19 protein-coding genes and 1 pseudogene are annotated in these 19,036 nt (G+C 56.7%); 15 read left to right on the top strand and 5 right to left on the bottom strand.

Features of this window, described 5'->3' with window-relative positions; genetic code table 11:
• The first annotated feature begins 135 nt into the window (after nt 1–135).
• From CQ041_RS17110 to CQ041_RS17045, 13 genes and pseudogenes are all read left to right on the top strand, one after another.
• On the top strand, nt 136–738 hold the full coding sequence (locus CQ041_RS17110) for a hypothetical protein (RefSeq protein WP_105523572.1): 603 nt from the start codon (nt 136–138) through the stop codon (nt 736–738).
• A gap of 29 nt (nt 739–767) precedes the next feature.
• Nucleotides 768–1,070, top strand: coding sequence for a hypothetical protein (locus CQ041_RS17105; RefSeq protein WP_371923021.1), 303 nt, complete (start codon nt 768–770; stop codon nt 1,068–1,070).
• Nucleotides 1,071–1,179: 109 nt separating this feature from the next.
• A complete protein-coding gene (locus CQ041_RS17100) occupies nt 1,180–1,434 on the top strand; it encodes a DUF1652 domain-containing protein (protein WP_105523673.1) in 255 nt (84 codons plus the stop codon).
• A gap of 211 nt (nt 1,435–1,645) precedes the next feature.
• Entirely contained in the window at nt 1,646–2,059 is a 414-nt protein-coding gene (locus CQ041_RS17095) for a response regulator (protein WP_105523570.1), read from the top strand.
• A 187-nt stretch (nt 2,060–2,246) separates the two neighbouring features.
• Nucleotides 2,247–2,567 carry a hypothetical protein gene (locus CQ041_RS17090; protein ID WP_105523569.1) on the top strand — a complete coding sequence of 107 codons (321 nt, stop codon included), beginning with the start codon at nt 2,247–2,249 and terminating at the stop codon, nt 2,565–2,567.
• A gap of 8 nt (nt 2,568–2,575) precedes the next feature.
• Entirely contained in the window at nt 2,576–2,998 is a 423-nt protein-coding gene (locus CQ041_RS17085) for a hypothetical protein (RefSeq protein ID WP_105523568.1), read from the top strand.
• Nucleotides 2,999–3,054: 56 nt separating this feature from the next.
• On the top strand, nt 3,055–3,648 hold the full coding sequence (locus CQ041_RS17080; protein ID WP_105523567.1) for a tail assembly protein: 594 nt from the start codon (nt 3,055–3,057) through the stop codon (nt 3,646–3,648).
• A gap of 59 nt (nt 3,649–3,707) precedes the next feature.
• Entirely contained in the window at nt 3,708–7,277 is a 3,570-nt protein-coding gene (locus tag CQ041_RS17075) for a host specificity protein J (RefSeq protein ID WP_105523566.1), read from the top strand.
• Entirely contained in the window at nt 7,274–7,618 is a 345-nt protein-coding gene (locus tag CQ041_RS17070) for a hypothetical protein (protein WP_105523565.1), read from the top strand. Before CQ041_RS17075 ends, CQ041_RS17070 begins: the two co-directional genes overlap by 4 nt.
• Nucleotides 7,619–8,257: 639 nt before the next feature.
• A pseudogene (locus CQ041_RS26845) lies at nt 8,258–8,525 on the top strand (hypothetical protein); the annotation flags it as partial.
• A gap of 1,567 nt (nt 8,526–10,092) precedes the next feature.
• Complete coding sequence (locus CQ041_RS17055) at nt 10,093–10,464, top strand: hypothetical protein (protein WP_105523563.1); 372 nt, start codon at nt 10,093–10,095, stop codon at nt 10,462–10,464.
• Between the two features lie 58 nt (nt 10,465–10,522).
• A complete protein-coding gene (locus CQ041_RS17050) occupies nt 10,523–11,032 on the top strand; it encodes a glycoside hydrolase family 104 protein (RefSeq protein ID WP_105523562.1) in 510 nt (169 codons plus the stop codon).
• On the top strand, nt 11,029–11,505 hold the full coding sequence (locus CQ041_RS17045) for a DUF2514 family protein (RefSeq protein WP_256586808.1): 477 nt from the start codon (nt 11,029–11,031) through the stop codon (nt 11,503–11,505). Before CQ041_RS17050 ends, CQ041_RS17045 begins: the two co-directional genes overlap by 4 nt.
• A gap of 442 nt (nt 11,506–11,947) precedes the next feature.
• Here the strand turns inward: CQ041_RS17045 and CQ041_RS17040 are convergent, their stop codons facing one another.
• The 3 genes from CQ041_RS17040 to CQ041_RS17030 form a co-directional block, all read right to left on the bottom strand.
• Nucleotides 11,948–12,157 (bottom strand): hypothetical protein, encoded by a 210-nt coding sequence (locus tag CQ041_RS17040; RefSeq protein WP_105523561.1) that lies wholly within the window; start codon nt 12,155–12,157, stop codon nt 11,948–11,950.
• Between the two features lie 147 nt (nt 12,158–12,304).
• Complete coding sequence (locus CQ041_RS17035) at nt 12,305–12,667, bottom strand: response regulator (RefSeq protein ID WP_105523560.1); 363 nt, start codon at nt 12,665–12,667, stop codon at nt 12,305–12,307.
• 23 nt (nt 12,668–12,690) lie between these two features.
• Nucleotides 12,691–14,133, bottom strand: a complete 1,443-nt coding sequence (locus tag CQ041_RS17030) for an ATPase domain-containing protein (protein ID WP_177429395.1) — start codon at nt 14,131–14,133, stop codon at nt 12,691–12,693.
• A gap of 972 nt (nt 14,134–15,105) precedes the next feature.
• Here CQ041_RS17030 and CQ041_RS17025 point away from each other — a divergent pair.
• Nucleotides 15,106–15,324 carry a hypothetical protein gene (locus CQ041_RS17025; protein ID WP_105523558.1) on the top strand — a complete coding sequence of 73 codons (219 nt, stop codon included), beginning with the start codon at nt 15,106–15,108 and terminating at the stop codon, nt 15,322–15,324.
• Between the two features lie 9 nt (nt 15,325–15,333).
• On the opposite strand, the gene CQ041_RS17020 is transcribed toward CQ041_RS17025, so the two are convergent.
• Complete coding sequence (locus CQ041_RS17020) at nt 15,334–16,590, bottom strand: MFS transporter (protein WP_105523557.1); 1,257 nt, start codon at nt 16,588–16,590, stop codon at nt 15,334–15,336.
• Nucleotides 16,591–16,812: 222 nt separating this feature from the next.
• On the bottom strand, nt 16,813–17,199 hold the full coding sequence (locus CQ041_RS17015; RefSeq protein ID WP_105523555.1) for a TIGR03067 domain-containing protein: 387 nt from the start codon (nt 17,197–17,199) through the stop codon (nt 16,813–16,815).
• Between the two features lie 382 nt (nt 17,200–17,581).
• Between CQ041_RS17015 and CQ041_RS17010 the strand changes: the two genes are divergently transcribed.
• On the top strand, nt 17,582–18,898 hold the full coding sequence (locus CQ041_RS17010; protein WP_105523554.1) for a Wzz/FepE/Etk N-terminal domain-containing protein: 1,317 nt from the start codon (nt 17,582–17,584) through the stop codon (nt 18,896–18,898).
• Nucleotides 18,899–19,036 lie beyond the last annotated feature (138 nt).

Below are 19,036 nucleotides of genomic sequence, written 5' to 3'. Positions count from 1 at the left end.
CATGTGTGCCGGGCCGAAAGCAGCCTGTTGAAACCGATATCGTCGCGACGATTCAGCCACAAAATTTTCAACCTTTACGCAATGCGCCTTCTCTTTTGCGGTCTGTAACCCTGACTCCGCAAAAGGAAAGGCTTCATGTCGATACGCCCTCTGCTCTGCCTGCTTGCATTGCCGTTGTTCGCAGGCTGCCAGTTTTTGCCCCATACCAACTACTTTACCGCGCCCGAAAACGAGCCCAACCCTGCCTGGGTACGTATCGTCGACTACACGCAGCACGCCGAAATTTACCAATACGAAAACGGCAAACGTTCGGGCGGCGCCGTTCGCACCGGCCCCCTGCCATTCACACACACACAGGACGTGGGCATGCCAAAGGCAGGGCAAGACCTTACATGGGACTATTACGAAACGCAGATCCGACCCGGTATCGAAACGCAAGTGGATCTATTCTGGGAGGGGACACGCACTCGTTCCTGCTATGTCTCGACGAAGTTCACGCCCCAAGCCGGACGCTATTACCAGTTCAGGCTGACATCCGGCTCATCAGGCAACTGTAGGTTATACGCATCACTGATCGAGCGCGACAAGGAAGGAAACGGTTGGCATCTCACGCCAAACCCGCAGGTGACCTATAACGACGATGGACCTACGGCCAAAACCCATTACGAGAACAGCAGCTTTGAGAACCCCAATTATCGTCCACCCGCGGATCTCTATCCGGGGATAGACGTTTACTAAACAGGTAAACGACTACAAGGAATCGTTGATTGGCTAGCGCAAAATACTTCCGAATGATCGGTGAGCGAGCCTCAGAGGATCTGTTTGCATGGTCGGCATTTGTCGTGCAAACAGAATTCCTGTGGCAAGACACAGCGTCAGTCCAGGACGCCGTCGCTTGGCAGCGTGTTTGGTTCGAGCTGGAAATACTCAACGCGCTTGCATTGGCGCAATGGGAGGATGAGGGAAAGCCTGATAACTGGTCGTGCCGCTGGAACTTCGACTATCGACAAGAAGCGGCGGCCCTGGCGAATGAGTTGTTGGAGCTGCTGTGCGATTCATTCGACCCGTAGCGGTCACTGCGGAGAGATGCAACAAGAGTTCACTCCAGCCTCCCATACCGAGGATCAGCAGCTAATTAATAAGCTAAATTCCTTTCATCCGACCCAAGGGACGCGAGTCATGATTTCGACACTAGAGCTTCGCCACATTATTGAATGTGGATTCCAGCCGCTTTCCTGCACATGCTCGGCCAATCCGGACGGATCTTTGATGATCAAGGTATTCGATTCGACCTCTGGCCGGGTCGATCTTCTGGTCACTGCGGTTACGACCAGCAAACTGACGTCCAGCCGGGCCATTGCAAAGTTGATTGGTGAGCTTCGTTCTGAAATGGCAGCGCACCAAGCGACGGGCACGGGTGTATTAGCCAAATAGAGATCAGGACCATAAAATGGTGCTGCCGAAGAGATCGATAATGTCCAATCGCTAGCTACCGAGAAGGGCCGCGATCAACTCAAAGGTGTCGTTTGTCTCTCTCAATTAAGAGACATTTCTTCGCGGACGTCGGATCATTAGTTTCTCAAAAAATGGCTATACGGGAGGCGTCAAAACCGCATATGGCGACATTCGAGCAAGGAACCATTGGATGAACATAGAATGGGAAAAACTCTCACCCATACCCGGATGGGGGATCGTTGTTGAGGACGACCCAATACTTCGCGTGTTGATGGTCGATATTTTGGCCGAGATTGGTCTCCACTCCTTGGACTTTGAAACCGCAGATGAGGCTTTGATTTACCTGCTGAGTAGGCCGAATGATTGTCCGCTCGTCATCGCGGATCATGGTTTGCCAGGTCAACTGCAAGGCGCCGAATTTGTCGCGTTGGTCAAGACGAAATGGCCGTCCATCGCTACGATCCTCACTTCCGGCTACGCGCTGGATGCCTCAACTGTTCCCAGCTCAACGACGTACTTGGAGAAACCTTGGTCTTTGGAAGATCTGGTGATGGCTGTAGCAAACCTACTTCAACCTGGTCGCCCACTCCAAAAAACATCGTGACGACGGAGGAGGGATCGGCCAACAGCAGACGGTCACGACCGACCGCTTATGGCCGAAAGCTGTCTTTGGAATAGCCCAGCCCCGCGCTGGGCTTTTTACATCTCCCCCCTCAGTGCTACAGTCCCACCATACCAAAGAGGGAGCGACATGCGCGTGGCGTGGCATTTGATCCCAGACGGGTGGACACATGGATAGACTTGATCGTCTGAACGATCTGCTGCGAGAGCAGAACTGTGTTATGGCAATCGACATCAAATTCAACGACTTCAAATACGATTTGGAGTTGGTGCTGTCTGACAATGAGTTAGGTTTGGATGCGGTGTCGCTAATTTTTCATGATGTCAGCGCTCTTGAGCTGAACGGATTCGGTGGTGGTCTGACCCAGTTCATGCGCCTTGAAGCCTCTCGAGTAGATAATGGGCTCGACAGAATTCGCTTTGAAATGAGAGATGCGGGTGACGATAAAATATCGTTCAAGTTCTTCACTTTCGGCGGATCAATTTTTTAGGAGCAGGCATGCGGATTTTGATAGCGGCGGTAGCGGTGGCGATGCTGGCGGGGTGTGCCTCATCGGCGATCTCGGTGCGGGATGCGAAGCCAGTCCCGTCGGACGAGGTCTATGCCTTCCAGACTAAACCAGTTGGCGAGAGCGGAAAAATCACCGTGGTGCGCGACTCCGGCGCGGTTGGTTCTGGCTGCGACATCGTTGTTTATGTCGATGGCCGCAGGGCTGCAAAAATCGGGACTGGTCAGCGCGCCACATTCTACCTTCCACCGGGGTCGCCCAATCTCGGCGCAGGCCTGGCTGGCTCTGGCTTGTGCGCGGGCGCTGCAATTCGGACCATCGCAGCAACGGTGCAGCCAGGCAAGGAAAGCCTGTACCGTATCAGCGGCGACATGGCTGGGTTCTACATAGGGCCTTATGTCGATTACAACTGAATCAAATAAATCTTGAAGCCGCCTACGGGCGGTTTTTTATTGCCCCGGAGAAAGTGATGCAGGCATCAGCGATCAACTACCAACCCATGACGACGATTCGCCTGCACGGGCAACTCCGACAGTTCGGAAAGTCCTTCCGGCTCGCGGTGAAATCGCCGGCGGAGGCGATCAAAGCACTATGCGTGCAGATCCCTGGATTCGAGCAGTTTCTTTCGAATGCCAAGTCGCGCGGCCTTGAGTTCGCGGTGTTTCGCGATAAGCGCAACATCGGAGAGAAAGAGCTGAGCTACAACGGTGCCGGAGACATCCGCATCGCGCCGGTGGTCGTAGGCAGCAAGCGCGGCGGTGTTCTTCAAACCATCGTCGGTGCGATCTTGATTGTCGTGGGTGTTATTTTCTCTGCAACACCTTTCGGCACCCCGCTCATAGGTGCGGGAATTGGCCTCGTCGCCGGCGGTGTAATTCAAATGCTCAGCCCCCAGGCCGGCGGCCTCAAGACCAGCGCGGCGCCAGAAAATACGCCCGGCTACGCCTTCGGCAGCGCCAAGAACACCACGGCCTCCGGCAATCCTGTGTCGCTGTGTGCCGGCCGCCGGCGCTGGGGTGGCGCGATCATCAGTGCCGCTATTTACGCCGAAGACCAGATGTAGCCAACACCCGAAAAACTGAAGCTGCCTTATAGGCGGTTTTTTTATGCCTGGAGAAAAGCATGGGCGCAGCACGCAAGATCGATGTTTACGGCGCCAAGGGCGGTTCCGAGAAGCCTAAAACCCCAACCGAGGCACCAGACAGCCTCCGCTCCGTCGCCATTGCGAAAATGCTTATTGCTGTGGGTGAGGGCGAGTTTGACGGTGCTCCTACCGCCAAGGACATCTTTCTCGACAACACGCCGCTGCAAGACCCGCAGGGGAACATGAACTTCCCGAACGTGAAATGGGAGTGGCGCAGCGGGGCTGTGGACCAGTCCTATATCCAGGGCATTCCATCGATCGAGAACGAAACAACCATTAGCACCGAGCTGCGCAGCGGCACGCCATGGGTTCGTGCGATCACCAACACGCAGCTCTCAGCTGTCCGTGTGCGCTTTGCCTGGCCTGCGCTCCAATCGGTGGACTCCGGCGGCAACATCAACGGTTACACGATCGGGTACAAAGTCGAGCTCGCTACGGATGGGGGTACGTACCAAGAGGTTTTGAACGAGGCCGTGTCCGGCAAGACCACCAGCCTTTACGAGCGAACTCGCCGTATCAATCTGCCGCACGCGACAACCGGGTGGCTGCTGCGCATCACTCGACTGACTGCAAACCAGAACAACAACAAGATCTCCGACACCATGCAGATTGCTGGCTTCACCGAGGTGATCGACGCCAAGATCCGATACCCGAACACCGCGCTGCTTTACATCGAGTTTTCTGCCGAGCAGTTCCGCAGTATCCCGGCAGTCACGATCGAATGTGATGGTCGGAAATGGCAGGTGCCGAGCAATTACGACACCAGGTCGCGCACCTATACGGGAGTCTGGGACGGCACGTTCAAAGAGGCCTGGACCGACAACCCCGTTTGGCATACTTACGGCGTCACCACGAACGACCGTTTCGGCTTGGGCCGTCGCATCAAGCCGTGGATGGTGGACAAGTGGGAGCTGTACCGAATCTCTCAGTACTGCGACCAACTGGTTCCGAACGGCAAAGGCGGCATGGAACCGCGCTTCCTCTGCAGCTTGAACCTGCAGAGCAAAGCGGATGCCTGGTCGCTGCTGCGCGATATCTCGGCGATTTACCGCGGCATGACCTACTGGGCTCAAGGCCAAGTATTTACGCTTTCGGATATGCCGCGCGCTACCGACTTCGACTTCGCGTACACGCGGGCGAACGTCATCGACGGCAAGTTCACCTATTCGAGCGCATCGGAGCGCACGCGCTACAGCCGGGCACTGGTTAGCTACGACAACCCACTGAACAATTACGACACCGATGTTACTGCTGCGACCGATGCCAAGCTGCAGCGGCGCTACGGTGACAACCCGTTGGAAATCAGCGCAATCGGCTGCACCCGCGAATCCGAGGCTCAGCGCCGCGGCAAGTGGGCGCTGCTTACGAACTCGAAGGACCGGGCTGTCAACTTTAAGGTCGGCCTCGATGGCCGCATCCCTCTCCCGGGCTACGTGATCCCAATCGCAGACGAACTGCTGGCGGGCCGGCCGGTGGGCGGACGCATCTCGGCAGTGAACGGCAAAGTCATCACCCTGGACCGCGACACCCAGGCCAAGCCCGGCGATCGGCTGATCCTCAACCTGCCCGACGGCAAGTGCGAGGGCCGCACTGTGCAACTGGTCAGCGGCCGGCAGGTCGCAGTGACTGTTGCCTACTCGGTGCCGCCTGAGCGCGAACTAGTTTGGGCGTTGGACGCCGATGACCTGGCAATCCCGCTTTATCGCGTGGTGAGCGTGGCACGGCCTGAGCCTGGCGTGTTTGAAATCTCGGCCGTCCAATACGACCCGAGCAAGTTCGATCACATCGACACCGGTGCCCGCCTGGAGGAGCGGCCTATCAGTGTTGTTCCGATCACCGTGGTACCCGCACCGGCGAGCGTCGATATCACGTTGAACTATTCCGTGGATCAGGGTCTGGCGATCAGCACCATGAACATCTCGTGGCCCGCCGTGAATGGCGCGGTCGCGTATGACGTTGAATGGCGCAAGGATAGCGGCAACTGGATCAAGCTGCAGCGCACTGGCGCGACAAGCGTTGACGTTGCGGGGATTTATTCGGGTGCGTACCTGGCCCGGGTGCGTTCGGTCAGTGCGTTTGAGATTTCTTCGATCTGGAAAAGCTCCAACCTGACCAATCTGGAAGGGAAGGTCGGTTTGCCGCCGGCGGTAGCATTCCTGTCTACCACCAGCGAACTGTTTGGGATCGGAATTCGTTGGGGGTTCCCGGCCGGCGCCGAGGATACCCAGCGCACCGAGCTTTGGTATGGCGCTGCCAATGATTTGTCGGTAGCCACCAAGCTCGCCGACCTGGCGCACCCGCAGGCGGACTACAGCATGCAGGCCCTAAAGGCCGGCGCGCAGTTCTTCTTCTGGGCTCGGCTGGTCGACCGCACCGGCAACATCGGTCCGTTCTATCCGCTCGGCAACGGGGTGATGGGCATGGCAAGCGCCGATGCGGCGCCGGTGCTGGAGTTGATCGCGGGTCAGATTGGCCGCAGTGAGCTGGGCGACGAAATCAACGACGAGATCGACAAGATCCCGGGCCTGCAGGCGCAGATCGATGCGCTCGACGGGCTGTCAGCCTACGACCCAGAGGCCGTCTACCTCGAGGGTGACCTCGTGGTGGTCGGCAAGCGGATCTACCAGGCTACCCAACTGGTGCCAGTCGATACGTCGCCGCCGAACGCCGCTTATTGGGTGGATGTGGGCCAGGTGCTGGTTACAGCCAACGGATTGGCGCGGCAGGTGGAGATCAACACTACCAGCATCACCGAACTGGACGGCGTGGTCACGGCCAATGCGTCGAGCCTTCAAGCCCTTCAATCGGCTTATCGGGACGATACCGGCGAGGGCGACCTGGCTGACGCGCTGCAGGGCTACAACGCTTCGGCCAGCTTCGCACAGGAGGTGAAGACGCGCGCCACGCAGAACGCGGCGATGGTGCAGAGGCAGACCGAACTGTCCGCTGAGGTGGGCGATGTCAGCGGCTCTGTGAGCGAGTTGGAAAGCGTTGTCGTCTCTGATCGCGAGGCAACGGCGCGGGCTATCCAGCAGGTCAGCGTTGAGGTCGGCGAAACCTCGGCGGCTGTCCAGGTCGTGAGTCAAGCCCAGGCCGACACCGACGGCAAGCTATCAACCATGTACTCGGTGAAGATGCAGGTCAACGCAGACGGTCAGTTGGTCACCGCCGGCATTGGCCTGGGCATTGAGGAAAACGAGGAGGGCATCATCCAAAGCCAGTTCCTGGTGAGCGCTGATCGCTTCTCGGTTGTCAGCACGCTCGCCGGCGGGCAGACGTTTACGCCGTTCACGGTTGAGGGCGGCCAGGTCTTCATGCGCGCCGCGTTCATCCAGGACGGCAGCATCACCATGCTCAAGATCGGGCAGGCCCTGCAATCCGACGACTACGTCGCCGGCATTCAAGGGTGGCGCCTGGATAAGGCTGGAAATCTGGAGTTCAACGGCCCAGCACCTGGGGGTGGACGCCTGACGATGACGAACCGGGCGATCAAAGTCTACGACGAAAACAACGTGAAGCGGGTCCAGCTTGGAGATCTGACGGCATGAGCTTTGGCATGAGGATATGGGGGCCAACAGGGAAGTTGGAACTGGATGAAAACTCGTTCACGGTCCGGATCATTTATTCCGGCGTAGTTGCATTTATCACGGGCGGGAATAGATACATCAATATTTCCATTCCGGGAATTACTCCGGCAACGCATTCAGCAATTTGCATTCCCATTGGTGCATACCCTCAAGATCCAAATGCACAGAATAACTATGCGATCCAGTACGAGCCTTCAGTTTACAACGGTGGTGTAACAGTTTGGTTCGGCAATAGGTCCGCACCGTTCGACGCCATCAACGGCCTGGGTCCCCAGCGGCTGCTGGTTATGAAGGATAGGTAAATGGCATTCGGACTTGAGTTCGTAAATAACAACGATGTTGTCACTCTCGACTCTGAGTTCTCACGCCTAGTTGTTCTGCAGCAGGGAAGGTATTCAGGCGGGGCGTCGTTTTCTCCCCCTATCACGACCGTTGAACCTCCGCTGGTGTTCGTGCGACCTGACTCGACGACTACGTTTCAGTACACAACCATCAGCGGAGGGCCGGGGAACTGGACGGGGTTCTCTTTCAACTCTGCGGGCGCTGGTAATTACTTTTGCGCTGCTTTCAAGTCGCGTGAGCTGGCAACGTATGGTCTCCGACTTTGGGGGGCAGCCGGAAATCTTCTTTTCGATAGCGGTACTCCATGTGCCCAGTTTACCAGAACGATTACGGGTTGGACTTACATCGGGTCAAGCAACACTGGGCAGGGAACAACCAGATCTAACTGGACTGCGTACTCGCCGTTGGATACTGGTGATTACATGATGATAAATAATGTGGGTATGGACGTCGGAGGTAACTCAAGCAGAGCGGCAAAACTATACGTTGTTTGGAATTACGGAAATAACCGGCTTGAGCCCTACATTATCGGCGTGAATAACTCAGTTAACTTTTACATTCCTATTGTTTTCGCTAAACCTATTTCCTAGGGGCGCTCTATGAGCTGGTACAAGGTCGGAACGGTAAGTGTCACGCCTGGCAGCAATGCTGTGATCGGCACGGGAACATCCTTCATCGCCAACTCTCGTGTCGGCGATGCTTTTCGTGGGCCCGATGGTGGCTGGTACGAAGTCACAAACATTGCCAGTAACACAGCGCTGTCGATTTCACCCGGTTATCAGGGAGCGGCTGACGCTTCTGGCACCTATGCCCTCGCGCCTATGCAGGGATACGTCAAGGAGTCGGCTGATGCGCTTCGCGCCGCCACGCAGGTGATAGCGAGCGGCGTTGCCGACATGGAGCAGCAGGTCGCAACGGCTACCGAAGCAGCCCAGTCGGCCGCGCAATCGAAGGCTGGAGCTACGGAGCAGGCTGGTATAGCCACGTCCGCGGCTGGCGTGTCGACTGAAAACAAAAATGCCGCACAACTCGCGGCGGAACAAAGCCAATCCTCCGCTCAAGTTTCCGGTACGGCAGCTGATCGATCTGAGGATGCCAGGGATTCGATTGTCCAGTCAGAGCAGGCGGCGGCGGCCTCTGCTGAAGCAGCAGAGCAGTCTGCTGCCCAGGCTGAGCAGGTAACGATTGGGAAGGCGGACAAGGGCGATAACAACGACATTACCTCGCTACTGGCTCTGAGCTCAGACGGTTTTGACAAAATCAGGCTGGGCTTGTCGCCAGTGGTTGGAGCCACTGCAACGGCTGCAGGAAAGAAGGGACTTGTGCCTGCGCCAGGTATCGCAGACCGCGATAAATTCCTTAAAGGAGATGGGACCTACGGTGAGGTCGGTGGTGGTTTGCCGGTCGGCGCGATGACTCAGTGGAAGTTCAGTCGCGCAACGATCCCTGGCGGACAGCTCGCTTTGGATGGCCAGATCGTAACCAACGGTCGTGCGCTCTATCCTGAGCTTTGGGCACTGCTTCAACCCTTCTGCGTGACCGATGCCGTATGGCTTGCAGCGCCTTACACCAGTCGAGGTTTGCCGTCTTCGGGTAACGGGTCAACTGACTTTCGCCTGCCGGACGATAACGGCAAGCATCCGGACGGACTGACCATCGCGGCGATGGTTTTCCGGGGTGACGGCAAAAACTCCGCAGGAACGCCGGGACTGCATCAGGCTGACCAAATGCAAGGATTCAGGGTGGCCGTACCTTTTCACGCATTTCCAGGCGCGGCAGCTCAAGATTCATTCGGTAAAGTTCCCGCCTCCGAGGTGGACGGGACCGGAACCTCCGAATACGGGGCTGGCAACACAGCGGTGACCAACGGGTACAAGCGCTCAAGTAAGGCGGTTAATGACGGGGTTAACGGCGTACCGCGCACCGGGACGGAAACGCGGTCTGCAAGCACCACCGGTATCTGGTGCATTGTTGCAGCCAAGACCGCCGTTAACGCTGGCACTGTGGATGTTCCTGCGCTGGCCACGGCGGTCGCTACGCAAGGCGCGCAAATTCAATCTGTCGACAGCCTTATTGCAACGACATTTGTTTATCCGAACGGGGGAAGTGCGGCAACCCCAGCAAACGTTGCTGCGGGCGCACGATACATAGTGTCGAACCCCTACCCTGGATTCCAAGTTATCTGTGAGGCCCAGATTTTCTATAACAATACGTGGGGTACAACTGGTTATGCGGGAAATATCGGCTCAGGGTCGACCGCTCTCGGTACTTTTGCATCGCAAACAAACAATGGCGACATCGTCACTCAAGTATGTCAGAGCGGCACGATGTTTGGGCTTTCCGCTGTTACTGGCGGGTCGCACGGGTCTACAACAAACTCTGCGGTCGGAACGATGCCTTGCCGCGTCAAAGTGACAAAAACGAGGCTGCCATTATGATGAGATTCTACGGGGTCGTTGGGACGCCTTATTGCGAAACTGACGAAACAGATAAAGGCCCAGACGAGGGCTGGTTAGAAATGAAATATCAGCGGCCAGACTCAACGGACTATACCGCTCAGGAGGACGGAACCTGGGCGATAACCTTGGAAACCATCAATGGCAAGCTGATTCCAATCGAAGACGAATGGCGTGAAGCGGAGATGGGGCGGATCGCGGAGCAGTTGTTGATGCTCGAAGATGATGACCCAGGTGCTCAACCTGGCACAGCTGTGCAATGGCGAGCCTATCGAATTGAGTTGCGCAAGTGGACGACGGACAACCCCAACTTCCCTGACATGAACAAGCGGCCGATCCAGCCCAGCTGAAAGTCGCTTTACACCGCAACCCGCCCTGAGCGGGTATTTTTTTGTCTGGAGAAAAGTGATGTCTCGACTTTCTGAATCGCTCGCCGGTGGGCGCAATGTATTGGCCTTCCTCGATATGCTCGCTTGGGCTGAGGGAACCAGCACGTCACCGGCCACGGCCCTGGATGGCTACGACGTTATCGTCACCGGAATCGACCGCAAGCCTGAGGTGTTCAAGGGCTTCACCGACCACCCGTTCGCCCAAGGACGCCCGTCGAAGATCATCAACAGTAAAGGCCTGAAGTCGAATGCATCTGGCCGGTATCAGCAAATGCTGAAGGATTGGCCTTACTACAAGGCCTTTCTCAAACTACCGGACTTCAGCCCGATCAGTCAGGACCTGCTGGCTATCCAGCACATTCGCGAATGCCGGGCACTGCCAGACGTAGTCGCCGGCCGGATCGAGACTGCTATCTCGAAGTGCAGGAACATCTGGGCGAGCCTGCCAGGTGCTGGATATGGACAACGCGAACACCGTCTAGAAGATCTGCTCAGACAGTATCGGCTGGCGGGCGGGGTGATGTCTTGACGTCCGGGCAGATCCTCGCTGCGTTCCTGCTGGCCATGGCGCTTTCGGCGGGCGGCACCTGGTGCGTGCAGGATTGGCGCTACGGAAAGCAACTGCTCCAGATCGAGCTGGACCAGGCGATTGCCCTAAAGAATGCCGGCGACGTGGCTCGCCAAGAAGAACAGCGCCGCCAAGCGGCCGTGAACAAGGAAGCAAGTGATGCGCGAGAACAGAACAAGGCTGCAGCTGTGGATGCTGGTGCCGCTGACGTTGCTGGCGAGCGGTTGCACGTCGAAGCCGGCAAGCTTGCCGCCACTGCCTGCGTCGATCCCGGAGCTGCCCAGCGAGGCGCGTCAGCCACCCGCGCCGCAATGGTGCTATCCGAACTGTTCCAGCGGGCTGACAAAAGAGCGGGAGAACTGGCAGCTGCGTATGACCGAGCCCGAATAGCTGGACTAGCATGCGAGCGAAGCTACCAGTCGTTGGGCAATTGATGCAGATATTGCAATTCGGTCAGGCCTAGCGTTGACCTTGGAAATCGCGAGCTGGTCCTAGTGAACTACTCTTGCCTCTGGAGTTCGTATTGCGATTGGTGAATCTCTGAATGGGGTAACATGGATAAGCGGCTTGCAGGTCTTTCATTTCTGCTCACCCTCAGCTGGGTCACTGCCGTGATCTTTGTGATGTGGTTTTTCAGTTAAAGGTACCTGCTTTGTAAGTTTCGGCCCATGGTTTCGGACATAGCTCAAGGCTCCGTCAACAGGTAGATACCCAAAACCTGATCAGTAAGACCGTTGACACCTAATGATGCCAGCGCCTAAGAAACGTTGCGAGCAAGACAGTTCTTGCAAGAAGTTGCGCGTTTCTATCCGAATAAGAAGCCAGAGCTACATCACGACGCTGGATCTGCTGTAATCGATTGCCTACAAATAGCGATTATTCCGGCGCCATGAGGACCGCTAGCGTCAGCTTGATAAATTCTTCGTTCTCATCAATGGTGTGCAAGGCACCTCGAATATTTTCAGCCACGTCGGAAGAACCACGTTGTTCAACCCAGTTCGATAATTCCATGATGGAAGCTTCGAGTGCGAGTTGGTTGTCGTAGAGCTTGGAGAGCAGCGTAGGGATCAGGTCTGAGTTGGGCATCGGCATTCCTCTGGTGTAGTGAACAGCCTAGCAGTTGGCGATTGGGAGCCCATTCCAAGGTCATGAGTGTCTGCTTTCGGCCGAAAGCGGACATCAAGAACGTGTACGAAACCCACGGCTACTCACATTGCCTCGAGCTGCTACAAGCTACTCCGAACCTAAGAGATTTCTAACCTCGGCGATGATTAAATCGATATTAAATGGCTTTGCCAACACGGCATCAAACAGATCCGATCTCTGCATACCGATGTGCGCCTGGGCACCGCTCATCAAGATGATCGGCAAATCGTTAGCGGAAGGAAGTGCTCGTACAGCCGTCGCGAATTCAAGGCCGTCCATGACCGGCATCATAAAGTCAGTAATGATTAAGGAAGGCCTTTCCCTTTCGAGCACCTCGAGCCCCTTTCGACCATTGCTGGCGGTTACCACCATGAACCCCTCATCCTCCAGCGCGAAGCCGAGGATGTCAGCGATCAAATACTCGTCGTCGACGACTAGGATGGTGGTCATGTTAATTCAATCCGCACAAAGGCTTAGGATCTTGAACCGGGCAATGTCTCAGTGGGGACTGATGGTTCATGTCTTGAAGCCTTTTTCAGGAAAACATCATGATCGCGGATGACGACCTCAAATCGTGAGGGATCGTAAGAGCTGTCTCTTACTTTAAGAATGGATAGCGTCCGGCTTAGTTCAGAGTGATTCTCAGAAAACCGCATCAGCATTAGGTTGTCCACGATGCTAGACAGATCAGAGTTCGGAGCGCTGACCTCGGAGCCAAACAGATCGCGCATTTCCCAGGAGGCAAAGACAGTTACGCCCCTGGCTCGCAGCTCGTTCATCAGTGCACTAAAGAAGTCAGTAATCCGTGCGGGATTTGTCGAGACTCGGGTCATACCGCTAAGGCTATCGATGAACAGTCGCTTGATGCCCTTTTCTTCAACGATACTCAGCAGTCGTGCGCCTAACCCATCCAGCAAGCCTTCGGTAGTCGGCTGCCATGCAATGCTCAGGGCGCTGCTGTCCTCCATACCTTTGATATCGATGCCCAATGATTGGCCTTTGAGTCGCAACCGTTGTGGACTCTCGTAAAAGCCAAAATGCAGTCCTGGAGCATCCACCGTCGACTCGGCAAGAAACTTGAGACCGAGAGTCGTTTTACCTATGCCGGAGGGGCCCATGACCAGAGATACACTGGAACTGTATAGGCCCCCACCCAACATGCCGTCCAGTGAGCCAATGCCACTCGGAATGCGCGTCATGTCGGCGCTATCTGGGGCGGACGGGTGGCTGTAAAGGCTTTCGAGTCGAGGGTAAACCACCAATCCGTTATCGGTGATCTCGCACTCGTGAAGCCCAGTCATCGCTCCACTGCCGCGAGTTTTACGCAGTTGAATACGACGTACCGAGCGAGTACCAAATAACTCTTCGCCCATTTCAATAACGCCATCAACCATGGTGTGCTCAGGGCTGCCGTCGTCGAGACGGGAGCTGGTGAGAAAAAGCACTGTGCAACCAGCGAAAGCAGCGTGCCCTTGCAGCTCAGAAATGAATTTCTTAGTGTCAATGTGCGAGTCGGCTTTTGAGCGAGCATTGAGCAAGCCGTCTACCACCATCACTGTGGCTTTCTGACGGCTTATCTCTCGCCGAAGCAGTTTCACCACCTCGTCCAATCCTTCGTTTTCCAGAGTGTCGAACGCGCTGACAAACTGAATTTCAGCGCCTACTTTGGATGAGTCGAAAAAGCTCAGAGTGGAAAGAAACTGAAAAAGACGGTCGTGTGACTCGGCCAGCAGTGTGGCGACTAGAACCCGACCTCCATTGTTCGCATGATGGAACCCAAGTTGGTTGGCTAGGATCGTCTTGCCAGACCCTGGCCGCCCCTGAATTATGTATGAGGCGCCCGCGACCAGCCCTCCCTTGAGCAGAGCGTCGAGCCCTTCAATTCCACTTTGGAGGCGTTTTAGCTTTTCCACGATGCGACCCTGATCTGAAAAACAGGCTGTTTAAGCCAAGTGAGGCGGAATGCTAACGCCATTTTCGCTCTGGGGCCATTCTCGCCTAGAACGTGGCTGTTTAAAGGAGTGATAAATTGCAATTTAACCGCCTCCACCTCTGACTTCCCCCCTAAAGTTGGGTGAAATCAATTTTGCTAGTAGATGCCCCTTTAATCTCGCAGTGATTCAATTGTAGTAATTGACCCCAAGCATTTGCGTCCAAAACGCAGGGTAGAACCTGAACCCCTGGATTTCTTAAATGTGTTCGAGCGCTTCTGGTCGGAAGCGGCCATACGGACTTATCTCACGAGTTGGGGTTATTGGTGGCTTGTATTCGTCGGCAGGACGCCGAGGGAGGGGTTATGCATCTCCGGCATGGCCCAAAATCCCCCCGTTGGGACCACTTCTGGGACCAACGGGTGCATTTCGGTGCTTTACGAGTGATGACTCACGACGACTTCGCCCAATAAACGCTGATCACCGCTAATCACCAGTATGCGTTTCAGACCGCATGGTGATGTTAGCTGTGGAGATCAATTACTTTACCTATCAATGGGTTGCGAGCATGGCGGCAGGAGCCTTCAGGCATGCATCAACAGCGACATCGAGGCGCGAAACCCGGTCGCTGAGCAGAAAATGGGGGATGTCTGTTGGAATTTGGCGCGCATTGTCGCATATGTGAGGCGACAGTTGTATGGCAGGCGTCGATGGTTTGGAAAGCCCCCCTTTTCAATAGACCCCTGTGATCAGGGCTTGCCCGGGCGCAGGTGCGTTCAAGTGCCCCCTTCAGAAGAGGCAACCTCGGTGTCGAAACGTTCGCCCCCTTGGGAAACCGGAAGATCCCGGTAATGAGGGGGACGTCGTTGATGTATCGCGTTTGATACCGTTCGTCGGAGTCAAAGCACTATTCGAGAACCGCACGGGTCGATGAGTCACCACAATAAGTAGGCTGATATGCGATCCCTAATTCTTGAAATGCCCAATGGCCGCGAGCTCGTCGACGAGCTCGATGTTGCGACTGAATTGATGATGTCCATTCCCATCGAACTGGTCGGCGGAGAGGCGTGGCAGGCCGCATTTGCCAGGCAGCAGCAAGCGTTCAAGCAGTGGCGGTCATACCTCCTGTGCAAGGCCACGCATCCGATTCTCGGGGGGATGCGCAAGAGTGCTTGAGCGTGTTGTTCAGGTGGGGGCGGTCGTTTCGGCAACCGCGGTACGGTGCTCCGGAGCCTCTTTCATCAATGTCTCCGGCATCGCCAGCCACAACAACACCAATGCCGCGGTCGCAACACCCGCCAATGTCAGGAACGCAGCGTTGTAGCCCGCCTGTTGCACCACGAAACCCGCCAGGCTGCTGCTCAGCGCCGCCCCCAGGCCAAACACGGTGGACAGCGCGCCCAGGCTGACGTTGAAGCGCCCGGTGCCTTGGGTCAGGTCCTTGACGATTACCGGGAACAGTGCGCCGAAGACCCCGGCGCCGATGCCGTCGAGCATTTGTACGGCGACCAGCCAGTAGGGGTCGCTGGACAGCGTGTACAGCACGCCCCGTAGCGGCAGGATCGTGAAACCCAGCAACAACAGCGGCTTACGCCCCCAGATGTCAGCCTTGATACCCACCAGCCAAGCCATCGGCACCATCACCAATTGCGCCGCGACGATGCATGCCGAGGTCAGCGGCGTGGCCAAGTGCAGGTTGATCTGCGAGAGCTTCTGGCTCACCAGTGGCAGCATCGCGGCGTTGGCCAGGTGGAACAGCGCGCAGCAGATGGCGAACAGCAGCAGGGGGCGATTGGCCAGCAGCACGCGCAAGCCGGACGGTTGCTCGTGCTCGGTGGCGTGGGCAGGGTCGAAGCCGCGGGCGACGTCATGGTCAATGGCGTCGGCCGAGACGCAGCTGACCGCGACCACACTGGCCACGGCCATGAAGGCCATCAGGTAGAACACCACCACGGGTCCGAACAGATACGCGAGGCCGCCTGCCAGCAATGCTGCGGTCGCATTGCCGGCGTGGTTGAAGGTTTCATTGCGCCCGGTACGGCGGGTGAACGCACGCGGGCCGGTGATGCCCAGGGAGATGGCAGAAATCGCCGGGGCAAACACCGATGCCGCAACGGCACTGGCCGCCTGAGTCAAGGCCACCAGGCTGAAGGAGCTGACCCACGGCAGCAGCACGCAACTGGCCGTCACCAGCAGCGCCGCGATTGCGACCACTGCGCGCTTGCTGCGGGTGCGATCAATCAGCGCACCGGCCGGGCCTTGGGTCACCAACGCGGCAATGCCGGCAAGGGTCATGACCACGCCGATACTGGCGGGGTCCCACTGGTGCACGGCAAGCAGATAAATCGCGAGATACGGTCCAAGCCCGTCGCGTACGTCCGCCAGAAAGAAGTTCAGACTGTCCAGGGAAAGGGTATTGCGCAGGTCGGAGTGTCTGGCCACGGTGCGGTCTTCGAAGGCAAGCGTTCAACGGCTGAACACCCATTGCGTAAGTGACCTGCAGGCACGCGGTTAAGTTTCGCCAGGACCTCCGGGCGGCGGGCAAAAAAAAGCCCGCGAGGAGAGGCGGGCTAAGGGATTCACTGGAGTAGGTAGGCTTCACCCTATAGACCTGAAAGTGAAGGCTTTGTGAAAATGGTGTCGCCGATTCGGATGACAGGCAGATCAGCCTCGTCGGACGAAAGTGCGCATGGTTTGACCTGGGCCCGTCTTGAAGTGGAGGGGCCTGGGCATACGTTCATCCGCGGCGATGAACACAAACGCATCGCCATCAAGCCGATAGCTGGCGGGCAAGTGCTTGCCGGCGTCCTCTCCCATGGCATCGACCCAGGTGATGCTCTTGGGGGCGGTGCTGCTGTCCAGGACAAAACGGCCTGCCAGCAACACCTCGCCGCTCACGGTTTTAACCTCGAACTGGTCACCGGAAATCGTGGTGATTGCACCGGGTGCGCTGTGAGCATCAATCGGATTGAGGACGCCACTGTCCTCAAGCGAGATTTGTTCCCAGTGGCCTTGAAGGGCATGCAGGTCGGGATCTGAAATAGATGACATATAAAATCCTTTTTGTTGAAGGGTTACTTACCGTCCGTGATGGACAAAGGCACTTGTTCCACGCCTGTCGCGTAGCCAAGCGTAGGAAGGGTCTTATTTTTTAGATTTTTAACGCGAATCTCCTTTCAATACAGGCATTTATCGTTAGATAGCCTGGCGCAGGGCAACGTCTTGCAACGGAACGTCTATGCTCACAGCACCTGTCAGTAATGCCACCTCAGCCCCAGGCCATTGAGGTTCAGGGCTTCACTCAAAAAAGGTGCATTTCGTAACGGCAGAGGGCGCGCGTATCGCGGGCCCGGACGTTGCCCCCTGTTTATTCAGTTGTTATTCAGGCTTGTGATTTAGGGCGCTGGATTTCGACTCTCAGGGTGTATGAAATTTGAACAACACTCCCCAGCTGCATCGACATTTACCATCGGACGAAATCGACCTGTTCGAACTGTTTCACGCCATCTGGCAGCGAAAGAAACGGGTACTCGCGTGTACCGCGCTCGCTGGCTTGCTGGGCGTCGGCTATACGGTACTGACACCGGCAGTGTACCAAGTGAGCAGTGTGCTGCTGCCCGCCGCCATCAATGAACTCGATGCACTCAACCGCTCCGAGGTTTATACGCTACCGCCTGAGGATGCGCTGGCCAAGGTCGGCGCGCAACTGGACTCCTACGAGGCCCGTCTGAACTTCTTCAAGGCCAACCCAGCCCTGTTCGAGCCTTTCCAGCGTCCAGGGCAAAATCTGGAGCAGGGTTTCGAAGAATTCAACCGCAACGCCTTCAGCCTGATGTTGCCTGACCCAAAAAAGCCCGACCCACTGGGTCAGTTTGTACGCCTGGAAATGAACTACCCCCAGGGCATCGACGGGGTGGCGATTCTCAACGGTTTCATCGATTACGCCATCAACCTTCAGCGCGAACAGGTGGGCGCCGACCTCAAGGTCATCGTCAATAATCGTCTCAACGAACTGCAGGGCAAGATCGAAGCGGCACGCGCCAACTATGAAGCCGCCAAAGCCTCGAAGATTGCCCTGTTGCTGGAGCGCGACAAAGTCAGCCGGGCGCAATTGCACGACGAACTCACCGCCTTGCGCTTGCAGATGAAGATTGCACGCACCAACCGGTTGGCGGAGTTGGACGAGGCCATCTCGATTGCGCGGGCCATCGGCATCAAGACTCCGACCACGCCGTCTGCCATGGGAGCCGTCGCATCGCGCAGCGCTGGCCAGATCATGCGTACCGAGGTGACGAATCAGCAGATCCCGTTGTACTTCATGGGAACCGACGTGCTGGAGGCCGAGCGCAGAGCATTGCAACAGCGCACCAACGATGACTTCACCAGCGCTCGCGTGGCCGAGATAGGCAAGGAGTTACGGATGCTCGAGGTCAACCGTGACGTGGAAGTGCTAAACAACCGCAAGGATGAAGACCTGTTTTTGCAGGACGTCGAGCGCCTGCGAACAGAAGCGTCTCGTTTGCGCGCGCTGAACATTGATATGAGCACGTTGAAGCTGGTGACGGTGGACCGCCAGGGCCAGGAGCCTCTCAAGCCGATCAAGCCGCGCAAGGCCTTGATCATCGCGCTGTGTCTGGTGGTGGGGCTGATGGTGGGCACGCTGGCAGCGTTGATTGGACACTTTGTGCAGATACGCCGTGAAAACGGACCGTTCTCCATGGGCAGTGATCCGCGCCTGCCCGTGCGCTGAATCGCCTGACAAGGCCACCGGTTCGTCATCCGACGAGCCCGATGGCCTTGTTCTTCAAGACACAAATTCACAATTCTAGATTAACTTTTGGTTACAAACTGTGGCTAAATAACCGCCAATGGCCATGAGCCTGTTGTA

This window comes from Pseudomonas sp. MYb60 (genome assembly GCF_002979555.1).
Lineage (GTDB): Bacteria > Pseudomonadota > Gammaproteobacteria > Pseudomonadales > Pseudomonadaceae > Aquipseudomonas.
Note: the sequence above shows the minus strand (reverse complement) of the source record. Positions and strands in the feature narration are given on the sequence as shown.